Raw genomic sequence first — 21413 nt, forward strand, 5'->3', positions numbered from 1 at the left:
AGGAAAAATTCATGAAAAAATTAAGTTTAATTATAGCAATATTAATCACAGGTTTACTTGGACAGACAGCCTGGTCACAAAATAAGGATACCGTCGAATATTATACCAATAGTCCGGATGCCTTGCTTTCATCCGCCGTAAGGGTCGGCAATATGCTATATCTTTCCGGAATGACCGGAAGAGACCCCGAAACCAGAAAATTCCCTGACGATGTTGCAACTCAGACTCATAACATTATGAAAAATATAAAAGCCACATTGGAAAAATACGGTTCTTCATTGGATGAAGTTGTTAAATGCACTGTCTTTATGGCAAACCCTGATGATAGGGAGGCCCTTAATAAAGCCTACCGCAGTTATTTTGGCGATCATCCCCCCGCCAGAAGTGGTGTAGGAAACCTAATTCTATCAGGCGGAGCACTGGTGGAAATTGAATGTATGGCAACAGTCGGATTGAAATGATCATTATAATCTGCCCCGCAAGGGGCAGATTAATTCATAGCGAAGGCAAGAAGAGCAAATTATTTTTTCTTGTACCTTAACCCGTTTAATGTAACGGAAGTAACGACACCCTCAACCGTTTCCATTTCAAGATAATTATCCCATGGAATTTCACGGGTTTCCGGGCTGATGACCCGGTAGCGGTCATTTTCTCGGACCATTTCAAACATAAGCCTTCCGACATGGGCAGTAAGGTTTTTCCCTTCTCTCTTAATATAGAGCGGATATGACCCATCCAAAACATAGTCCCCGACCAATGCATCTTCATTTATATCCGGATATCGTTTTATTTCAGGCTTCTCTGAATTTCTATCACCATTATAAAGGGGATAAATTTTCTCAGACCAGTCCGTGTCCATATTTCCCAGAAGATCATCAAGCACCTGATACATAAGGGCGTGACGATATTCGACATGGTCGCCATTGATAAAAATATAAACACCGATATTATCATCGGGAAGAAGCCCGATAATTGCCGACATACCGTAAATGCTGCCTGTATGCATAACCATTTTATGGCCACGAAAATCATGCACAAACCAGGCCAGTCCATAAGCATAATAGTGCTGATCATATGTGGTGGCGGCTGGATACATATCTACAGGATCCAGCAAGGCCTGTGGTTTCATCATCTCTTCAATCAGCTCAGATGATACAAGTTGTTTGCCATTCCACTTTCCTTTAGCGAGCAAAAATTTCATCCATTTTGCCATATCTTCCGGAGTGGAATTGATCATGCCTGCCGACTGTGTATATTCAATATAGGGATATGGGATCTGATAGTCTTTGCCCTTATAATATTGATGCGCCTCCGCACGGTTCGGATCATTCTGAACAGAAAAATCCAAAAGCCGGGTATGATCCATCCCAAGTGGATCTAGAATATTTTTTCTGACAAATTCATGAAACCTCATCCCAGAAAGGCGTTCAACTATCCTTCCTGCAAGGGCAAAGGTGGTATTATTATATTCCCATTTCTGCCTGAGACTGGCCTGCTGACCTGTTTCTGCCATCAGAGCCCAAGTTTCATCAATATTAAGGCCAAGAAACATATTTATATTGCTTAAAGCTGAAACGCCGCTGACATGGCTTAACGCATCCCGGATTGTCAGGTTGTTCTGAACATAAGGGTCCTTCATTTTAAATTCCGGGATATGTTTTATAATCGGGTCATCCCATGCTGCTTTACCCTGACCAATCAGCATAGCAATGGATATTGCAGCAAAGGCCTTGGTGGTGGAGCCTGCCTGAAACAGTGTGTTTTTATCTGCCGGTGCCCCGGTCTTTATTGATTTTACCCCATATCCTTTTGTCAGCACCGTTTTTCCGTCTTTGACAACGGCAAGTCCAAGACCGGGCGCGTGCCATTTTTCCATATTGCTGAGCACAGTCTCGTCAAAATTTGTCGGAAGTCCGTTTTGCGCCAAAGCCGCAGAAACAGAGATCAGAATGAACAGCAAAACTGATTGTAGCGTTCTCATTATTTTCCCCATGATGATTAATTATTCCTCGCCCGGATGATAGGATCGTTTGGCATTGGACTTGACATCATCAAGATATAGCCAGGCTGGCTTATATTTCTTTGCCGCCAGTAACGCCGCCTGATCCATATTATTCGGTGATTTGGGATCCGCACTTGCCCCAAAAACATGAACCGATTTTGATTTTACTTTTTCATTCGGCTCATTCGGAAAAGCGACAACGGCCGTATAACTGTTTCCGCCTGTTTTATAACGCCTTTTTAATCCATCCTGCCTAAGATTAAAGGCGGTCATACTTCCTCCCGACCAACTTGGCACACCCGGGGTGGCAATGCTCGGTGCGTTATCATCAAATAACGGATTTCCTGATGCATCAAGCGGCGGACGCTGGGAACGGTTCATCTCTCCCCAGGCAACCTGCCACGCGCCCCAGTCTTTTACCAGTCTATCCATGGCCTGCTCAAGTGACGCAATAACCTCCTCATCTGAGGCAACAAATCCCCGTGGTTTACCCCGGTATAACCCTTCAAACCAGTCAGTATATATGGTCGGCTCCGGCGATTCCAAAGTAGCAATACCGTCCCAGTCGTCAAGCATGGCTATAACCGGGGCAAGTTTCTCTGCACGGTCAGCATTTTTTTCTGATGTCGCGGCATAAGCCTCCATGATAATCGGTTTTGAAACCGGCCATTCAGCCATATGCGTATCAAGGGATTCGCGTTCCCATGTTGCAAAATCGAAAGTTTCGTACGCATTTAAAATTCGTCTGGCATTTCGGCTTCTGGCATTATCGCCTTCACGAACCATGTAACTTGGATAATTCTCTTCCTTGGCATCGCTATCAGACATACTGACATTAAAAGGGGTAGTGTTGGTGTTTTGCATCATATTGGAAACTGGGTTTAGCACCTGTGGCAGATCATAAAGCGTATGATACCCCTTCCAGTCCGTATCAGGATTGCTGCCGTCAACCGCATTATTCCAGTCAAATCCTTCATTTCTGATGGGCACCGAGCCATTATAAATATACCAGATATTCCCTGCCCGATCGGCATACATGATATTGCCGAAATTCATTCTTTGCGGCTCAATTGCTTTGGTAAACTGCTCAATATTTTCTGCGCGCTGCATATTATACCACTGGTCCAACCATCCCGGCTGGTCATAGGTGGCAAAATTGCCGGACAGAAAGTTACCGTCACGCATGGCAACAATGGCTCCATGATGGGTTTTTCTGTATTTAACTGTTCTGACCTCTCCCCCTTTGATTTTAATTTCACCGCTCCATTCGATCGCTTCGCGTGTTCCATCACCATATTTATAGGCAAGCGGATCTTCCGGTTCATCGAAATGCTCAATCCAGCTGTCTTCCTGATTGCTGAAATTATCAGTGCTCATCCAGCCAAGATTTTCCCCAAAACCGATATAGGGAAGTGGATAGCCAAACCTTGCATAACCGGTAAAATTCCATCCTTCATCCGACATCATATGGGCTTCATAAGTCTGCCCGATACCAAAAGCGGGCAGATGAGGATTGATAAACAGATATGACCCAGTCCCCACTATTTTGTTATTATTGGCCGCCCATGAATTGGAGCCGAATTCCTTTCTATCCTCAGGATCATATTTTGGGAGCTCAAGCTGAGCCAATTCGAGTGACGTTCCATTAATCGCTTCAAAGGCCGCGGTCCGCTCTTTGGTGGTGAAGCGCAGACGGCCTAGAAAGCCGCCCAGATAATACCAGCGGCGGATCAGGGCAAGCGAATACCATGGTTCGATATGGTCAAGCAGTCTCACTTCCAGATCGGGATGGGTTTCTATATAATAATTAATTCCGGCAGCATAGCCGTCAAGCAGTGATTTTATGGCAGGAGAAGCATTGTCATAATCACGTTTTGACAGTTTATTATTTTCAAAACTATGGACAACCCAATCTGAAAGCAGGGCTTCTTCGCCAAGCAGTTCAGCCGAGCGGCCAACCCCCATGATAAACCCAAGTTCAAGCTGATCAAAATTATCTTCGGCCTGGGCATATCCCATACCAAAAGCGGTATCACCATCGGTTTTACCGTGGATATGTGGCACGCCCCATTGGTCACGGTAAATGGTCACATTCTGCGCCTGACTCTTTAAAACGTTTGTTTCCTTGTTGGTCATATTTGTCTGATCAGACCCGCAGGCCATGATCAGTAAAATCATGCCAAATCCAAATGATTTGAAAATAGATCCCCGCATCCCAGGCTCCCTAATTATGTTTATAAGATTAACTCTAGCAATCCTGCCCGATAAGTCAAATGCCCTATTGATTTGACAGGCTTTAATAAAGCTGTTTATTCTTCCGGTGACAATTTTAATGGGGGAATAGCATGAAACAATTTATATTAATTATTGGTTTGGCGTTTGCATTATCCGGTTGCAAAACGACCAGTACAAATAATACAAATGCCTCTCCCATTGCCCGCATGAGCACTAACGAGAATAAAGAGGTTCTTTCGCTCGCAGCACCCGATGCACCTGCTGAAATATATCAACATATGACAGACGCCCAAGAGAAGATCCGGCAAGGTGACTTGTCCGATGCTTTGGACGCCAACATCAAACCTATAATTGAACATTTTAATGAAAATTATCAAAATAAATATTCACGAATGTTCAGCGCTCGTTCAAAACAGGAATCCATGCTTTATACGATGAACGGCCTATTACAGAACGGATTGAAAAAACAAAATAAGAATTCTGATAATGTCTATAGTATTCCTTATGTTTATGCCCTTGCCTTTTATTTAGAAGGTTACATCAATATTTCTCTAGGACGGATGAGTGCCGCCAAGAAAGCACTCAATCAGGCCTTGACATTATCCCCGAATAACAGCCTTTTTTCATCAGAACTCGGCCATATTTATCAATCAGAAAAGCGCTATATAGAAGCACTGGAAATTTTTGAAAAGTCTGTTAAAGATGCCGACTTATCGCCCGAAGAAATAAAAATAACAGAAAAAGGACGGGCATTACGGGGAGCAGGATATAGTCTAATTGAACTTAACAGACTGGATGAGGCGGAAGTAAAATATAACGAAGCCCTTAAAATCAACCCGGACGATAAGTCCTCAAGTAATGAACTACGGTATATTTCAGGATTAAGAAATAAAGGAAATTTATAATTAACTTTACTATATTCAATAAAAAACACCCCATTTTATTTCAGGGGTGTTTTTTATTGAATACGGCTATTTAAGCCAATTAAATTGATTTACTGTGCGCCACTCATAACTCTCTCCATTTTTAAAGCCAACTGAAATTAATTAATCTTCTGATTAGAATATTATACTTTTTCGCCGCTCATATTACCCTCCCACTCTGTAAAAAATACTGACTAAAATGATACCATTTTAAAAGAAATTGTCAAATCCGGGCTTTTTTCTCACTAAAATAAGGACTTAACCAAATTTTCGGGCAATTTTCCTGATTAAATTCTCCGGCACCCCGGGGCGGCTCCAGGGGCAGGCGGCAAGACAAATTCCACAACCGGTATTTTCGTTAAAATATGGCAGGCATTTATCAAAATCCACATACCATTTTTTTACACCGCGCACCATTTGCTTCTTTGAATATATAGCATCCGGCGGACAAGCATTCTGACAGGCTTTACAGTTCATACAAAATTCATCAACACCAAACCTATCCTGACTGTCATATTCCAACGGCATATTGGTGACCAATGCGCCCAGACGCAATACAGACCCATTTTCGCGGTTTATGATGGATCCATGTTTACCCAGCTCACCCAATCCACTTTCAATGGCCGGGGGAATAAGCAGGATGGGAACATTATTTGATCCTCCGTACGATCGGGCATCCCAGCCCTGCTCGTGAATCCAGGTGGCGATGGCATGACTAACAATATGGGCTTCCCCGTATTTCTTAATCACTTCTATCGCAGAGGGGACCTCGGGCGCCGTTTTTAAATTTTCAAAATCCATGGCCACCCCTATGGTAATAACATTATCATAGGGTATATCAAAAGTATCAATCACCCATTCCGGGCGCATTTTCGTAATGCCTACGGCAACCGCGCCGCTGTCAAATGCCACTTTTTTGACAAGAGACGACCATTCTGACGATGAATTTTCTTTTCTGATCGGCGAAACCGGCGGAATTTCAGTCGCCCTTATCCTGTCAGTTTCCATCTGGGTTTTATAGAGGCCTTCATCACGCGGTGCATGATCTTCAAAAAACTGCATGAGAGGCCCAAAAGGAGTAAGCTCCGGTGTCTGCCAGTAAATGGGCGAAGGCCGCCTTATTTCCGTTTCCCCCAAACCATTGATATCATTACCCGAGACATCCGGCCAGAGAGCCATCTGCTCTTCACTGGGAACAAATTTTTCCTTCGCACTCTTTGCCACGCTAGTTTCCTCTGATCTGTTTAATCTCCTTGCGAAGGATCGGGTCCCAAAGCTCATAGCCTTTTGAATTTAAATGCATTCCGTCATCCAGAAAAATTTCCGGCTTCAGGCTGCCATCCGCTCTCATCATTGGGCTGGTGATATCAATATAATAAAGATTATCCTGACTGTTGCTGAATTCCATAAGTTTCTGATTTGTGATCATTTTATTTTTCCGAACTTCCCGGCCAAGAAGATCATCCACCAAAGTCGGTTTCATTGAAAGCATCAGGATGGGAATATTTTTAAAATCCTGCTCGACACGGGATACAAGTTCCTTAAAGGCATTCACAGAAAATTCCGGTGATTTTCCATTTTCAACATCAATATCGCAGTAAACCACCATCATTGACGGATTATGTCTTTTAACAACATCATCGTAGTAATGAATTACTTCAGGAAGACTGGCACCGCCAAAGCCGCGATTGGTGACCGGATATTCAGGAAAGGAATTGGCGGTCTGCCAAAATACAATACTGGAACTACCCACAAAAAGGATGGGGTTTTCGGGCAGTGTGTTTCGCACATCAAACCGCCTGAAATTTTCGATTGTATTTTCAAAACGGTCAATTTTTATGGTGCGGTCCCGCACAAACCTGTCCTGCCCGTCATGATATAAATCCATAGCCTTTTTATATTTGGCCGGATGATCATTATAATCAATTTTATTAGCCATCCAGAAAGCACGGGAGGTTTTATAAAAATCATCCAAATTTTTTGGCGATATTTCTTCAGTCTGTGCTTTCTGAAGATAACTCAAATACTGCTCAAGATTTAAGTCCTGCGCCGTGCCAAATGATGGAATCATCAGGCAAAGAAAAACCAAATATTTTTTAATCATGCAAAACCGTCCACTGTTAGGTTGTTATATCCTCCAGAACGACTTTACCATCAGAAACGTCGCCCCACTTATACTTTAACGACTTTTTCCTGATTAAATCAAATTGTTTGCTTTCAATATCAGAAAGAACATACCAATCGGCTATTGCCTCATCTTGTGATATAGTAACGGTAAGATATCCGCGTTGCTTGATATTGGCATAGGCCAGATGATCAAGAAAATCATAATAGGCCTGCTCAACCTGCTCAACTTTATTAATGCGCTCGCCGCGACCAGGTGACGTAATACCAGGTACCGCAAATTCAGCCCCGTAATGTTCCCCACCCATCTTATCGGTGAGCGACATCGCCCAACCGCAATGCGTATCTCCTGTCAGAACAATAGGATTGGAAGAGTGTTTTTTAAACAAATCATATACCCGGCGACGGGCCGGTTGGTAGCCATCCCAGGCGTCCGGATTATAAAAACCGCCAAATTCCTCAGCCACTTTCATGCTTAGCTGTTCACCCTCAGGCAGTTCTTTCATTTCTTCCGGACTAAAAACAGAACTTAATGGCGGCTCAGGCCGAAAGCTCATAATGATCTGCTGACCTATAATCTGCCACGGAATTTTTTTGGCAGCTGAATTTGCCAGTGTCTGGTCTAACCAGGCTTCCTGCTTGGCACCGATCAATGATCTTTCCTCGGTTTCCAGCCGTTTATGAAAAGCGGCATAGTCCGGTTTTTCAACACCGTCTATGGTAATCGTATCTACATCCTTTCCATATTCCAGGGGACGTTCACGACCAACAATTCTTGTGTCCAGCATGGCAAGAGTTGCAAGATTGCCAAAATCAAACGATCTTACGGTCGGCAGATCATCGCTGGCCACCCGCACCGGTATCCATTCCATGTATGCTTTGGTGGCCGCGCGACGTCGATCGGCCCAGTCTCCTTCACCATCATTGTGGTTTTCTGCGCCCGTTGCATAGGAATTATTGGCAAATTCATGATCATCCCAGGTACAGATAAATGGATATTTTCTATGAACTTCCTGTAAATCCTCATCAGACCTGTATTGTGCATAGCGGCGTCTGTAATCTGAAATTGTCAGAATTTCATGTGGCGGGTCAACCAGACGACCCATTTTCTCGGCATTCGGTGATTGATATGTCCCCACCGGATATTCATATATATAGTCCCCAAGATGGATCACGGCATCAAAAGGACCGCTTTCCGCAATTGCGCGATAGCCGTTAAAATATCCCCATGGATAATTGGAACAGGATGCCACGGCGATTTTAATTGGACGGACCCCGGATTTATCCAACGTTTTCGTTTCGCCAACTGGTGAAACTTCATCACCAACTTTAAAGCGGTAAAAGTAATTCTTGCCTGCTTCAAGGCCCGTTACATCAACTTTAACAGTATAATCCCGGTCCGCATTCGTGGAAAAGCTACCTTTTTTCTCTATTTTATTAAAATCCTGGCCTGATGATACTTCCCACTCACCGTCAACGTCTCCTTGAAACATTGCGTCTACTGGCTCCGTTCGTGTCCAGATAATTACACGGTCTTGTAGTGGGTCTCCACTGGCAACATTATGTTTGAATTTAATGGGTACGGCTTCTTTTTTCTCTTCAATTTTAGCACAACCACTAACCGCAAAAGCCGCCCCGGCCGGTAATGTTTTTAGAATGCCTCTACGGCTGATTGGAAATTTCCCGTTTTTCACTGTTTCTTCCCCTTATTTTTTAGATCTGGATAATAGGCTTAAATGTCAAATTAGAATGTCTCTATCCCACATTTATAATACATCCCGTCTATAAGAGACAGTCGTTATTCACGATGTAACAAATATTTAAAATTCCCATGCCTTATTTTACCTGACTTTACCGGCCAATTAAAATTGGTTTGATTACCCTTAAATTATATAATTTTTGCCTTATTTTATTCTTGACCATTATTAGTATTTGAAATTAATAATAATAATGATTCTTAATTAACTTTATAGGCAACACTTAATGACTTTACATAAGATTTTATACTGGCCCCACTTAATTTGCGGAGTTTTGGCAGCCGTCTTAATTCTTATTATGTCAGTTACCGGCGTGTTACTCACCTATGAAAGGCAAATAATTGTTTGGGCGGAAAATACATATGAAAGACCTGTTTCCCTAAACATCGACCCTGTCACGATTGATGAAATTCTCAACAGGAATAGGGATAATATTAATCATAAAGAAATCAGATCCTTGAAAATATCAAATGATCCGGAAGCACCGTTGGTTGTTAGCAGCAAAGAAAATTATTACATCAATCGTTATTCCGGTGACATACTTGGAAATGGCCCAGTGGGATTAAAAGCTTTTTTCAGTGAGCTTAGAAGCATGCATCGCTGGTTGTCGATGGAAGGTGAAAACAGAGCCGTTGCCAGAATGTTTACAGGCGCTGCAAACCTTATGTTTCTGTTCATTGTTCTATCTGGAATGTATCTTTGGATTCCAAAAACACTGAACTGGAAAAATATAAAAAAAATCTTACTTTTCAGGAAGACCAAATCAAGCCGTGCCAGAGATTTTAACTGGCATAATGTAATGGGTATATGGTCGGCTATTCCGCTTGTTGTTATTATTTCCACAGCAGCCGTGTTTTATTATAGCTGGGCCAATAATCTGGTCTATACACTTGCTGGTGAAACCCCACCGGTCAGAGGAAGTACAAATAATACCCAGCCTCAGAGCACAGTCATTCAGAATGTTACATTTGAGTCTATGTTTCAGAAAGCGACACAGCAAGTGGCCGACTGGACCACAATAACAATGTCATATCCAAAAGATGCCGACAAAGACGTTCGCTTTTCAATTGATACTGGTAACGGCGGGGAACCTCAAAAGAAAGCAGATCTTTATTTAAGCCGTGATGAAGGCAAGATCACCAAATGGGAACCTTTTCAGGACTATAGTGCCGGCAGAAGAGCAAGGTCACTGATCCGGTTCCTCCATACCGGAGAAGCATTAGGTGTATTTGGGCAGACAATAGCAGGAATTGTATCATTTGTGGCCATCATTATGGTATGGACCGGACTGGCTTTGGCATACAGGAAATATATCAGGCCAAGCTTAAAGAAAAGAACCGCCTGAGCTTAAATTCTTTCAAATCTATCTGAAATGATAATCCAAATATTTTAAAATATTGTCCTTTTATTCTATGCTATTATGATAGAACAATGGAAATCATTCGAACATTTTTTCTGATATCTATTTGTATCATAAGCATGGTAGATGACTGCTTTGCCTACGATACAGATCTGATCAAACAAAAGCTGACCCATGAGAAACAGGAAATCAGTTACCGCGTGTTTGAAATCATTGACGGGGACACCTTACGACTAGAAAATAATATGGAAGTAAGGCTGGTGGGATTACAGGCACCAAAAATTGCCCTGGGCCGAAAGAATTTCAAGCCATGGCCGCTTGGAAATGAAGCCAAGGATGCGCTGGCCGCACTATCTCTGAACAAGAATGTCATTCTATTATATGGTGGGCGAAAAATGGACCGTTATGGCCGTTACCTTGCCCATCTGTTTCTGGAAGATGGTACTTGGATTCAGGGAGAAATGATTAAGAATGGTATGGCAAGGGTATATAGTTTTGCTGATAACCGCAGCGTGGTTGAAGAATTACTTGAAGAGGAAAAAAAAGCCCGTAATAATCGGACCGGAATTTGGGGGTTAGATTTTTATAAAATAAAAACAGATCAGGAAAGCGGAAAATATACCAACAGTTTTCAACTGATATCCGGAAAAATTCTTGAAGTCGCAACAGTTCGTAACAATACATATCTTAATTTTGGCGAAGATTATAAAACGGATTTCACTATTGTCGTCCCCAATAGGGTAACTAAAATGTTTGAAAAAAAGGACATAAAATTGTCAGACTTGGCAGGTAGAAATATAATTGTCCGTGGATGGCTGAAATATTATAATGGACCGACAATAGACCTGACCCATCCTGAACAACTGAGCATAGAATAAGGGAGCATTAGAACATGTGGCTAAAACAATATAGAAAAATTCTTTCAAAGACGCTTCTCATCGTTATGCCGCTCACACTCCAGGCCTGTACAACGCTTAATCCGGCCACCGGGCAGCAGGATTTTACGCCTTTTATGTCCCCTTCAAAAGAACTTCAGATCGGTCAGCAACAGCACCCCCTGATCCTTCAGGAAAATGGTGGCGATTATAAAAACCCAAAGGTTGCAAATTATGTCAATGATCTGGGACAGCGACTGGTCGCAAATTCTGAGCTTAAAGACTATCCTTTTACCTTTACAGTACTGGATACGCCGCTTGTAAACGCATTCGCGTTACCCGGCGGATATGTTTATGTCACCCGTGGCATTCTTGCCATGGTGAATAGTGAATCGGCGCTGGCATCGGTAATCGGCCATGAAATTGGCCATGTCACCGCCCGTCATGCCGCCAAAAGATATAATAATCAAATGTTTGCCGGCCTTGGTGCCGCTATTCTTGGTGCCGTTTCCGGTGATTCAGGTGTCGCCAACAGCTTAAGCCAGGGGGCACAGGTTTATCTGTTAAGTTATTCACGCAATCAGGAATATCAGTCAGATGAACTGGGTGTGCGCTATTCAAGCCGTGCCGGATTTGATCCATACGCAGCCGCTGAAATGCTTAAATCCCTAGATGCGGACCATAAACTACAGTTGATACTCGCGAACCGGGCAGGTGAACCGGAGCAATCGGATTTCTTTTCCACCCACCCAAATACCCAGGACAGGGTTTCAAGAGCTTATACCGAAGCGGTAAACACACAAATTCCGGAAAATTCGCGTGACCGCCATCAGGACCAGTATTTCAATGTGATTGATGGAATGCTTTGGGGCGACGACCCGAAACAGGGGGTTATCAACGGCCGCAATTTTATCCACCCGACAATGAAATTAAAATTCACAGCCCCTGAAAATTATGTCTTACAAAATACTGCTGATGCCGTTATGGCCCGTGGCACAGGTGATGCAGAGGGTGGCGTCGTCATTTTTTCCGGTGGAAGCATGAAAGACAAAACCATATCACAATATGGCAACGATGTCTGGTCCGCTTACAAAATTGAGAACCCCATGGAGGGTGTTCAGACAATGAAAGTCAACGGTATGGATGCCATGACCGGTTATACAAATATGACTTTGAATGAACAGAATTATGTCGTGCGAATAGTTGCCATTCAATATGCTGGCGATTCCGCCTATCATTTTGTCATGCTTACCCCACAGTCAAAATATCAAGCCCTTTCAGAAGGACTTCAACGTATGACATATAGCTTTAATAAAATTTCGCAGGCAGAAGCTGACGGGATAAAAGGCAAAAAAATTAAGATCGTAACCGTTCAGCGCGGTGATACCATTGAAAGCATTGCCCGCAATATGGATTTTGATGATTATAAGGTTGAAAGATTTGTGGCTTTAAATGGTCTCGAGCAGGGGCAGCCCCTTAAAGCTGGTCAGAAATTAAAACTGATCGTCAAAGACAACTGATCAGATCATGCTGTCTGCTTTTTTTCTGACCAGATAAATTCATTCCCCGGTGCCGGCAAGGCAGGGATTAAATTTGAGGTAACAAGGGAAGCGACAGCAAATCCAGCACCAATATAAAAAACCAGAGACGGACTAACCATCCAGATCATCCCGAAAGTCGTCGGGATCACAACAGCGGCTATATGATCTATTGTGAAGCTTACACTGGCTGTTGCAGCTACATCTTCCCGGTCAGCGATTTTCTGGAAATATGTTTTGATACCGATAGCCATAGCAAAGAATAAATGATCAATCACATATAGGCTCCCTGCGACTATGGAATTATCAACAACCGCATATCCTGCAAATACGGAAACCAGACCAACATATTCAATGGTCAGGGCCCATCGTTCACCGATTTTTTCAATAAGTTTGCCGATAATAGGCGCAATAACAATATTGGCTCCTTTGTTGATCAGATATAATGCTGTAATTTCACCAAGCGAATATCCGAATTTTTCAACCAGTAGAAATCCCGCAAAAACCATAAAAATCTGACGACGTGCCCCTTTTAAAAAGGTCAGCAGATAAAAAATCCAGTATCTTTTTTTCAGGAATAACTTCTTTTTTTGCGGCACGAGAGATTCGAACTTTGGAAATAAAAACCAGAGATGAATAACCATCCCCACACCGAGTACACCGGATACCGTATAAATAATCACATAATCAAATTTCAACACAGTTGATAGGACCCATATAACGATATAAGTAATCAGCCCTGCCAATGAACTATATCCGATGACTTTGCCCATAAATACCGGGGCATCTTCCTTTGGAAGCCATTGAAGTGTCAGACTGCTATTGATGGTTTCAAAATAATGAAAGCCTACTGACATAACAAACGTTGTTACGATAAGGCCATATTTGCTGGGAAAATATCCCGTTGCCAGCACCCCGATTGATAATAAAAATAAGGCAAAAATAGCAAGTGTTTGCTCCCTCATAATAAGAAGAACAAAAACAGCTGTGAAGGCGAGGAAACCTGGTATTTCGCGGACCGACTGAAGATCCCCCATATCGGCGCCGGAAAAACTGGCGCGTTCAACGGCAAAATTATTGATCATCACATTCCAGACCGAAAATACGATGGCCATGATAACAGACATATATATCAGTGCTTGTCTGGATTTTTTTGCGTTTATTTCATCCATTATTTACCCACCAAGAACCTTCATTATTTTTTGGAGCATTGCTGGCATCTCATCTATATGCAAAAGTTGGCATATGTATATTGCAAATAATATATTTAGCCCACCTATGGTCAGGAAAATTTCCGGCAGGGTAAGTCCAAGTTTCAAAAGAAAAATACTCCCCCCCGCCGATAACACCATAAAAAGCGAATTCAGGATATTATTGGCAGCCACCATTCGTGATCTTTCCTTTGGATCACTTTCCGCCTGCATGATGGCATATAATGGCACAATATAAACACCTCCTGAAACGGCTATTCCGAGCAGGTCTATTATTACCCTTATATTTCTGGGTTCTGAAATAAAGTCTTTAACGCCGTATAGATCACCAAAAAACTCTAGGAGAGGCGCCGATACTGATGAACTGGCAAAATAAAGATCAATTGTAAAAACAGTCATCATTAATGCAGCCAAGGGCACAAATCGGGCTGTGATGACCCCTTTAACCAATTTATTGCAAAGAAGTGAACCGACCCCGATCCCCACCGAGAAAGTGCATAGCAGCAACGTCACCACCTGTTCATTGGATTTTAAAATATCTTTACCAAAAGTCGGGAACTGTGCCAGAAAAGTTGCGCCATAAAACCAGAACCAGGAAATACCGATTACAGTCAAAAAGACACGCCGCTTTGCCTTTGTCTTTTTTATAATATTGACCGTTTCTGAAAATATATTGGCATTAATTTCAAGATCAGGTGCAACGCCAATGGCTCTCGGTATTTTTCTGCTGGACAGATAGCCGGAAACAGACACCAGCACAATCAGCGCCGAAACGATTTCAATCCCATGGTCAGCCAAAATCAGTAGCCCCCCCAAAATGGTCCCAAGTAGAATAGCGATAAAGGTTCCCATTTCTATCAGACCATTGCCGCCTATAAGTTCATCCTGTTCAAGATGGTCAGGAAGGATCCCATATTTAATCGGCCCGAAGAAAGTTGACTGCGTCCCCATCAAAAAAAGCAGTAGCAGCAACATATAAAGGCTACCCATAAAGAAAGCGACAGAAGCCAGTATCATCAGAATGATTTCGACCAGCTTTATTTTTTCAATCATTGACGATTTTTCAAGCTTGTCCGCATATTGTCCGGCCAAAGATGAAAACAGAAAAAAAGGCAGAATAAATATGCCTGCCGCAACGTTAACCAACATTTTTTCATCAAAACCGGATCTCAGCCCAACATCATATGTGACCAGCATCACTAGTGCTGTTTTAAACACATTATCATTAAAGGCCCCCAGAAACTGTGTGATAAAAAGAGGAGCAAACCTTTTCGTGTTAAAAAGATGAAATTGATTTTCCTGCATCAATATCCCTGATTTATTTCTTTTCTGAATAATCAAGGGGTATCTTTCACATATTCCTGTCTTTAGGCAAGCTTTATATTTTTATAAAAAGATCAGAATTGGTGTCTCTTATCTATAAATAACTTCTGAAAAAACTCTTTAATGTTTATTGCTTTGTAGCAATGTGCTCCGTCCCGGCATTTTTAAAAATGCTGAGTATATTTTTCCTGAAATCGTTGAAATATATATATACTATAGGAACCAGGAACAATGTCGCAATGGTCGAAAATAACACCCCGAAAGCCAGAGAAACCACAGTTGGGATCAGGAACTGAGCCTGCAGACTTGTTTCTGTCATCATTGGTGCCAGGCCGATAAAGGTTGTGAAAGATGTCAGGAAAATTGGTCTGAAACGCTCTTCTGCCGCAATTTCAACTGCCCTTAGGGCACTTTCACCCTTACTTCTTAAATCATTTATATAATCAAGCAGCACAAGGTTATCATTCACCACAACCCCCGCTGCGGCCACAATTCCAAGAATTGAATAAAGGCTGAAATCCATCCCCATAAAGAAATGACCCAAAACAGCCCCCATATAGGCAAAGGGAAGAGCCGTCAGAATTATAAATGGCTGACTGTAAGAATTAAACGCAACGGCCAGTAAAATATAAATACCAACAAGGGCAAGCGCAAATCCATTGGCCAGTGATGTAATAAACTCCTGCTGGTCCTTTTGCTGGCCTTCAAAACTGACTTCAACGTCCGGATATTTTGATTTCCACTGATCAATATAATTGTCCTGAATATCCTTTATGATTTCGGCCATGTTGGCGATATCCTTATTGACATTTGCCTTGACTGTTGTTGTCCGCTGGCGGTCTGTCCGCTGAATTGTTGTATAGGCCCGCTGATATTTGACATCTCCAACAGATTCGAACGGTACCTCATCCCCTGTCCCCGTTCTGATCCGCAATTCATCCAGCGTATCAAATGACCTTCTGTCCTCTTTGGGAAGACGAACCATAACCTTAACCGTGTCCTTGCCCCGGGCGACACGCTGCACTTCCTGACCATAAAATGCCTGCCGGACCTGCCGGGCCATATCGGTCAGGGTCAGACCCATATTTTCAGCGCTTGGCAAAATGGAAAGCACTGCTTCCATTCTTGCAGTATCTGCTGAATCGGAAATACTGTATAAGCCATTATATCTTTCATAAGCCTTTTTGACATCCTCGGCCATCTGGTCAATAGCGTCACTATCCGGTGATTTTAGCATGATATTAATCGATTCACCGGACCCGCCCGTGGTTGAAAAATCGAAAGATATTTCCCTGGCATCCGGGATTACAGGTAATATATCACGCCACCGCGCCGCATATTTGGCAACGTCAAAATTCACTTCTTCTATATTCTGAAAAACTATGAATGCGGAGGCAAATGACCCATTGCCGTTTGACATGACAAGCAGGTCTTTAAAAAGATCATCATCGGGAAATTCCGCCCTAATCTCAGCTTCAATTTGCCTAGCCTTATCCTCAAGTATCGTAGATGCATTGTCGACAATATTGTATGGAGCCCCGGCAGGAAACTGAATACGTGCCTGAATAAAATTCATGGAAACTTCAGGATTAAAAACCATCTTGATCCAACCCGCCGCATGAATGGATGTAACAATCATACTTAAAGAAATAATCATCAACAGAGATAATCCCTTATGGTGAAGGGCCTTATCAAGTAGCGGGCGATAGAGTTTGTGAATTGTATGGTTCAGAAACGTCTGGGATTTTGTTTGTAGTATCTTGGTAAAATTTACCACTTTCTCTATTACATATTCAGGAATTAACAGCAGAAAAATTCGTGCAAAGTCATTAGGTTTTTTTTCATTCAAATGTCTAAGATGTGCGGGCAGGATAAAAAGCGCTTCAAGGATTGAAAAAGACAGGCACAATATTACCACAACTGGAATTCCAAAAATGAATTTACCAATTACGCCGTCAATAAAAAGCATGGGCGAGAAAAAGATCATCGTCGTTGCTGCAGAGAAAATGACCGGTCTGGCAACTTTCAGCGCGCCGTCAATCGAGCCCTGATCGCCATGATTTCCTTTCTGGTTCTCAAGATGGATACTTTCGCCAATGATAATGGCATCATCTACAACGATTCCCAAAATCAGCAAAAAGGCAAAAAGGCTGATCATGCTTAACGCAACGCCGGTGGCCGGCAAAATGGCAAAGCAGCCAAGGAATGTGACAGCAATACCGGCCGACACCCAACCGGCAAGGGCTGGCGACAGAAAGATCAGCAAACCGAAAAACACCAGAACCATGCCCCCAACCGCATTCCAGATCAGCATATCAAGTCTGCTCTCAAAAATTTCAGATGTATCAAACCAGTTTGTAATTTTTATTCCGTCCGGAAGTGAAGGTCTTATTTCTTCATCAAGCACCCGGTTTAATTCAGAACTTAATTTGACAACATCAGGCGTTGATTCAGAACGGATGAATAGGAATAGTCCCGGTTTTCCATTCATGCGCAGCAAAACATGGTCATCCGTAAATCCATCAACCACATTGGCCACATCCTTAAGCAATACGCGCGTTCCATCGGCATTCTGAAGGACGATAATATTTTCAAAATCCTGCTTCACATACGCCTGCCCGCGGGTCACAATCTGAATTTGACCGGCAATACTATCGACTTTTCCGGCGGGAAGGTTGGTCGAGGATTTTGAAATCGCATTTGCCACCTGATCAAATGTCAGATTGAATTTCTGCAGTTGCAGTTCTGAAACTTCGATGGAAACTTCATACTGACGGTCCCCGCTCAGGGCGGTTTTTGCCGCACCTGGAATTTCAGCCAACCGGTCACGGACCTTACGACCAATTTCTTTTAATTCATATTCAGAGGCATCCCCGTAAATGGCCAAATTCATAATATCCATCTGAACATAGGACCGCGAAATAATTGGCCGTTCGGAGAGGCTCGGAAATGTATTAATGGCATCAACCCTTGCTTTTACCTGATTTAGAATACTTTCAACATCTTCGCCTGCCTCAATTTCAATTGTGACTGAGCCGACACCTTCCTGGGCACGGCCGGTTAACCGCTTAATGCCGCGAATGTCAAAAACTGCTTCTTCAAGCCGGATAACAATACGGTCTTCCACTTCCTTCGGACCGGCCCCCAGATAAGGGACGCTGACATTGATAATATCAGTTGCCGCAGTCGGCATCGCCGTTTTGCCGATATTGATATACCCAATGACACCGAGACCAAGAACCACCAGCATGATCAGATTTGATGCCACCGGATTTTTTACAAACCATCTGACCAGACTAGTCATTGTGTTTCTCCGCTGGCATATTATTTTTGTCTTCCGTCACCGAGGAAGATGCCAGATCGACCATAGAGATTTGGGGTTCCGTTTCAACCAGCAACCCATCAACCCCGACCCCCAGTTGTGATAAATTGACGATATCGCCATCTTCAATTCCCGACGCAACAACAATATAATCGCTGTTGGTTTCAATCACATCGACCATCCTGGTGCGAAGTTTATGATCCTTGTCCACAATGAGAACCTGATTGCCCTGTCTTAAACTTTCTCTTGGCAACTTATATACATTTTCAAAAGAACGGCCTTCAATTTCTGCACTGACAAACTGGCCTATGGTTATCGGCGTACCATCCCGGGGGGAATTAAGCTCATCCCCTTTCAGTTCAGCAACCACATAAAGAATACGGCTTTTTACATCAATGATCCCTTCCGTTCTGACGACACGGGCGTTCCACGAATTTTCCTTATTGGCAAACTGCCCGGTTAAGCGCACTTCATACTGACGTTTGCCGGACTGGAGACCCGCAAGGTCAAATTGGGAAATATCCCTGTTAGTAAGGGGCAATCTCACTTCAAGTGTTTCTGTGGAATAATATTTACCAACTTTATTGCCTCTGTTCAGGAACTGACCGTAATCCACATTTTTTTCTGTTAAGATGCCATCAAATGGCGCCTTAATTACCGTGCGTTCAAGATCCAGTAGTGCTTTTTTCAGGCTTGCTTCCGCTGATTTAAGGGCTGCTATTGCCCCTTCACGTTGCGGTTTCCGAAGGGTCAGGTCAGATGCTTCGCCCTGGCCAAGCTCGGCCCATTCTGCTGCTGCCAGTTCCGCCTCTGCATTTTCCTGCATGACGCGTTGCTTACGTTCGGCAATACTGGCTTCTGCTGTTACGACGGCCAGTTCATAGTCCCTGGAATCAATTTTTATGATCACCTCATCTTTTTTGAATCGGCCGCCGGAAACAAATTTGGGGGAGACATAGGTAACTTCACCGGAAACCTGGGGGATTATATCAATCACCTGCTTTGCAGCGACTGTGCCCTGGCTTTTGACGAAAAGTTTCATGTCGGACTTTTGAGCAATTGTTGATCTTATGGTACGGGGAAGAATTTCTGTTTTTTGCCCTTCCGGTTCTGGGCCAAAATGTATAATTGTTCCGGCAACGCCAATCCCTATCCCTAATATAATCAGGCCGGGCATCATTCTTTTTAAGCTGTTGGTTAAAGAATTAAAAAAACTCATGATGATATCCCCCCGTTTTCTTCATTGCCTTTGTTATTCAGGTCCATCCTGACAGTTTCATTTTCCTGCGCATCAGGAAGCGTGCGGGTTGTAAAATCACCGCCCAAGGATAAAAATAATGAAATCCGATTGTTTATACGTTGCTTCTTAATGCTGAGAAGTTGACTTTGCTGGGTCAGGCTGGATCTTTGTGACTGAAGTAAAGTTGAAATTGAAATCAGCCCTTGTGAATATTGCTCAAGCGCCACTTCTTCAGCGGCAATAGCATTTTGTGCGGCAATCTCAATATGCTGAACCCGGGCGGCCAGGGATCGGTCATAATCAAGGGCATCTTCAACTTCCTTGAAAGCCCGAAGCAGTGTCTGAGCGTAATTCTGTTTTTGCGCTTCAAAATTCAGCTGCTCGGCTTTGGCCGCGTAGCGCAATTGACCACCTTGAAAAATTGGCTGAGTAATGCCGCCAACCAAATTCCAGAAAATATTATCAAATTTTAAAAGATCACCAAACTCTTCTGATGTATTGCTGCCGCGCGCCGTAATTGAAATGCTGGGCAACAAGGCTTTTTCAGCGGCCTGTGCCCGGTAGCCAGCAGAAAATAACCGTGCTTTAGCTGACTGAAGATCAGGTCGTCTTTCAAGAAGATCAAGAGGCACTCCAACCGGGATTTCAGCTAGCTCATCCGGAATTTTTCCCGAAACATCAATATTGGCCGAAGGATATCTGCCGGCGAATAATTCCAGTCTTCTCATGGCCAGTCTGTGATCAGTTTCACGCTGTTTTTCTGTTGCTTTTGCCGCTTCCAGACTTGTTATGGAAAGCCGCAGATCAAGTCCACTTGACAGACCTTTTTCAAAGCGATCCCTGATTATTCCGGTGGCCCGCTCATAATTTTTGACAGTACGGCTGGAAAGTTCCAGTTGCTGATTGGCTTCAATAACATCAAACCAGGCTTGTGCCACCTGTGCGGCCAATGAAAGCCGGGCGCCATAAAAATCATATTTAGCTACTTCATAATTTGACCTTGCATTGGCGGCACTTGCAGAAAGCTTACCCCACAGATCAACTTCCCAACTGGCATCCAGTCCCAGTGAAAAACTGTTTGATGTATTCTCAATCGGCATTTCAACGCCTGTACGGCTGGCGCTGAAACTGGCGCCGACACGGGGCAATAAACGCCCGGTTGCGGCATCGGCCGTATATCCCGCCGACCGCATTCTTAAGGCCACTTCATTATAATTGGGGTTATTTTGCAACACAGCCCTGACAAACTGGCTAAGTGGCGCGATTGCGAAATTGTCCAGCCAGCCATTTTCGACTGGCGCTGTTTGGCTGGCAAAAGCCTGCCAGTCATCGTTGATGTCAACAATTCCGCTAAGTTCATTTTCTGAAACAGGAAGTGATGAACAAGCTGACAATGCAAATGCCAGCGCCGTCATGGCCCAAATTTTTGACGTATTCATTCAAATACTCATTTTTTTGCTGATCTGGTAAACAGTATTTTTTTATTCAGTTTCCGGATCTATA

General features: G+C 43.2%; 15 protein-coding genes. 5 read left to right on the forward strand and 10 right to left on the reverse strand.

The features are described 5' to 3' along the window. Positions 1-11: 11 nt before the first annotated feature. Positions 12-461 carry a RidA family protein gene (locus tag R3D86_04725; protein MEZ5757505.1) on the forward strand — a complete coding sequence of 150 codons (450 nt, stop codon included), beginning with the start codon at positions 12-14 and terminating at the stop codon, positions 459-461. Between the two features lie 59 nt (positions 462-520). On the opposite strand, the gene R3D86_04730 is transcribed toward R3D86_04725, so the two are convergent. Further along, complete coding sequence (locus R3D86_04730; protein ID MEZ5757506.1) at positions 521-1981, reverse strand: serine hydrolase domain-containing protein; 1461 nt, start codon at positions 1979-1981, stop codon at positions 521-523. A 21-nt stretch (positions 1982-2002) separates the two neighbouring features. Next, positions 2003-4216 carry a penicillin acylase family protein gene (locus tag R3D86_04735; protein ID MEZ5757507.1) on the reverse strand — a complete coding sequence of 738 codons (2214 nt, stop codon included), beginning with the start codon at positions 4214-4216 and terminating at the stop codon, positions 2003-2005. Between the two features lie 131 nt (positions 4217-4347). On the opposite strand from R3D86_04735, the gene R3D86_04740 reads away from it, so the two are divergent. After that, positions 4348-5142, forward strand: coding sequence for a tetratricopeptide repeat protein (locus tag R3D86_04740; GenBank protein MEZ5757508.1), 795 nt, complete (start codon positions 4348-4350; stop codon positions 5140-5142). Between the two features lie 276 nt (positions 5143-5418). Here R3D86_04740 and R3D86_04745 read toward each other — a convergent pair whose 3' ends face one another. From R3D86_04745 to R3D86_04755, 3 genes are read right to left on the reverse strand one after another with little or no spacing between them, the layout of a single operon-like run. Further along, positions 5419-6384, reverse strand: coding sequence for a 4Fe-4S dicluster domain-containing protein (locus tag R3D86_04745; protein MEZ5757509.1), 966 nt, complete (start codon positions 6382-6384; stop codon positions 5419-5421). Between the two features lies 1 nt (position 6385). Continuing rightward, positions 6386-7264 carry a hypothetical protein gene (locus tag R3D86_04750; protein ID MEZ5757510.1) on the reverse strand — a complete coding sequence of 293 codons (879 nt, stop codon included), beginning with the start codon at positions 7262-7264 and terminating at the stop codon, positions 6386-6388. 16 nt (positions 7265-7280) lie between these two features. Continuing rightward, positions 7281-8978 carry an alkaline phosphatase D family protein gene (locus R3D86_04755; GenBank protein ID MEZ5757511.1) on the reverse strand — a complete coding sequence of 566 codons (1698 nt, stop codon included), beginning with the start codon at positions 8976-8978 and terminating at the stop codon, positions 7281-7283. Between the two features lie 289 nt (positions 8979-9267). Between R3D86_04755 and R3D86_04760 the strand changes: the two genes are divergently transcribed. From R3D86_04760 to R3D86_04770, 3 genes are all read left to right on the forward strand, one after another. After that, positions 9268-10386: a PepSY-associated TM helix domain-containing protein gene (locus R3D86_04760; GenBank protein ID MEZ5757512.1), complete on the forward strand. Its 1119-nt coding sequence runs from the start codon at positions 9268-9270 to the stop codon at positions 10384-10386. A gap of 86 nt (positions 10387-10472) precedes the next feature. After that, a complete protein-coding gene (locus tag R3D86_04765; protein MEZ5757513.1) occupies positions 10473-11279 on the forward strand; it encodes a thermonuclease family protein in 807 nt (268 codons plus the stop codon). A 14-nt stretch (positions 11280-11293) separates the two neighbouring features. After that, entirely contained in the window at positions 11294-12796 is a 1503-nt protein-coding gene (locus R3D86_04770; GenBank protein MEZ5757514.1) for a M48 family metalloprotease, read from the forward strand. 5 nt (positions 12797-12801) lie between these two features. On the opposite strand, the gene R3D86_04775 is transcribed toward R3D86_04770, so the two are convergent. The 5 genes from R3D86_04775 to R3D86_04795 form a co-directional block, all read right to left on the reverse strand. Then, the gene (locus R3D86_04775) at positions 12802-13986 is read right to left on the reverse strand and encodes an MFS transporter (GenBank protein ID MEZ5757515.1); all 1185 of its coding nucleotides are present in this window, start codon (positions 13984-13986) and stop codon (positions 12802-12804) included. A 3-nt stretch (positions 13987-13989) separates the two neighbouring features. After that, a complete protein-coding gene (locus R3D86_04780; GenBank protein MEZ5757516.1) occupies positions 13990-15330 on the reverse strand; it encodes an MFS transporter in 1341 nt (446 codons plus the stop codon). A 145-nt stretch (positions 15331-15475) separates the two neighbouring features. Beyond that, positions 15476-18652, reverse strand: coding sequence for an efflux RND transporter permease subunit (locus tag R3D86_04785; protein ID MEZ5757517.1), 3177 nt, complete (start codon positions 18650-18652; stop codon positions 15476-15478). Beyond that, positions 18645-19889, reverse strand: a complete 1245-nt coding sequence (locus R3D86_04790) for an efflux RND transporter periplasmic adaptor subunit (GenBank protein MEZ5757518.1) — start codon at positions 19887-19889, stop codon at positions 18645-18647. The genes R3D86_04785 and R3D86_04790 overlap by 8 nt, the downstream gene beginning before the upstream one ends. Then, complete coding sequence (locus R3D86_04795) at positions 19886-21349, reverse strand: efflux transporter outer membrane subunit (protein ID MEZ5757519.1); 1464 nt, start codon at positions 21347-21349, stop codon at positions 19886-19888. Before R3D86_04795 ends, R3D86_04790 begins: the two co-directional genes overlap by 4 nt. Between the last annotated feature and the right edge of the window lie 64 nt (positions 21350-21413).

Source organism: Emcibacteraceae bacterium (genome assembly GCA_041396985.1).
In the GTDB taxonomy this organism is placed as follows: Bacteria; Pseudomonadota; Alphaproteobacteria; order Sphingomonadales; family Emcibacteraceae; genus Pseudemcibacter.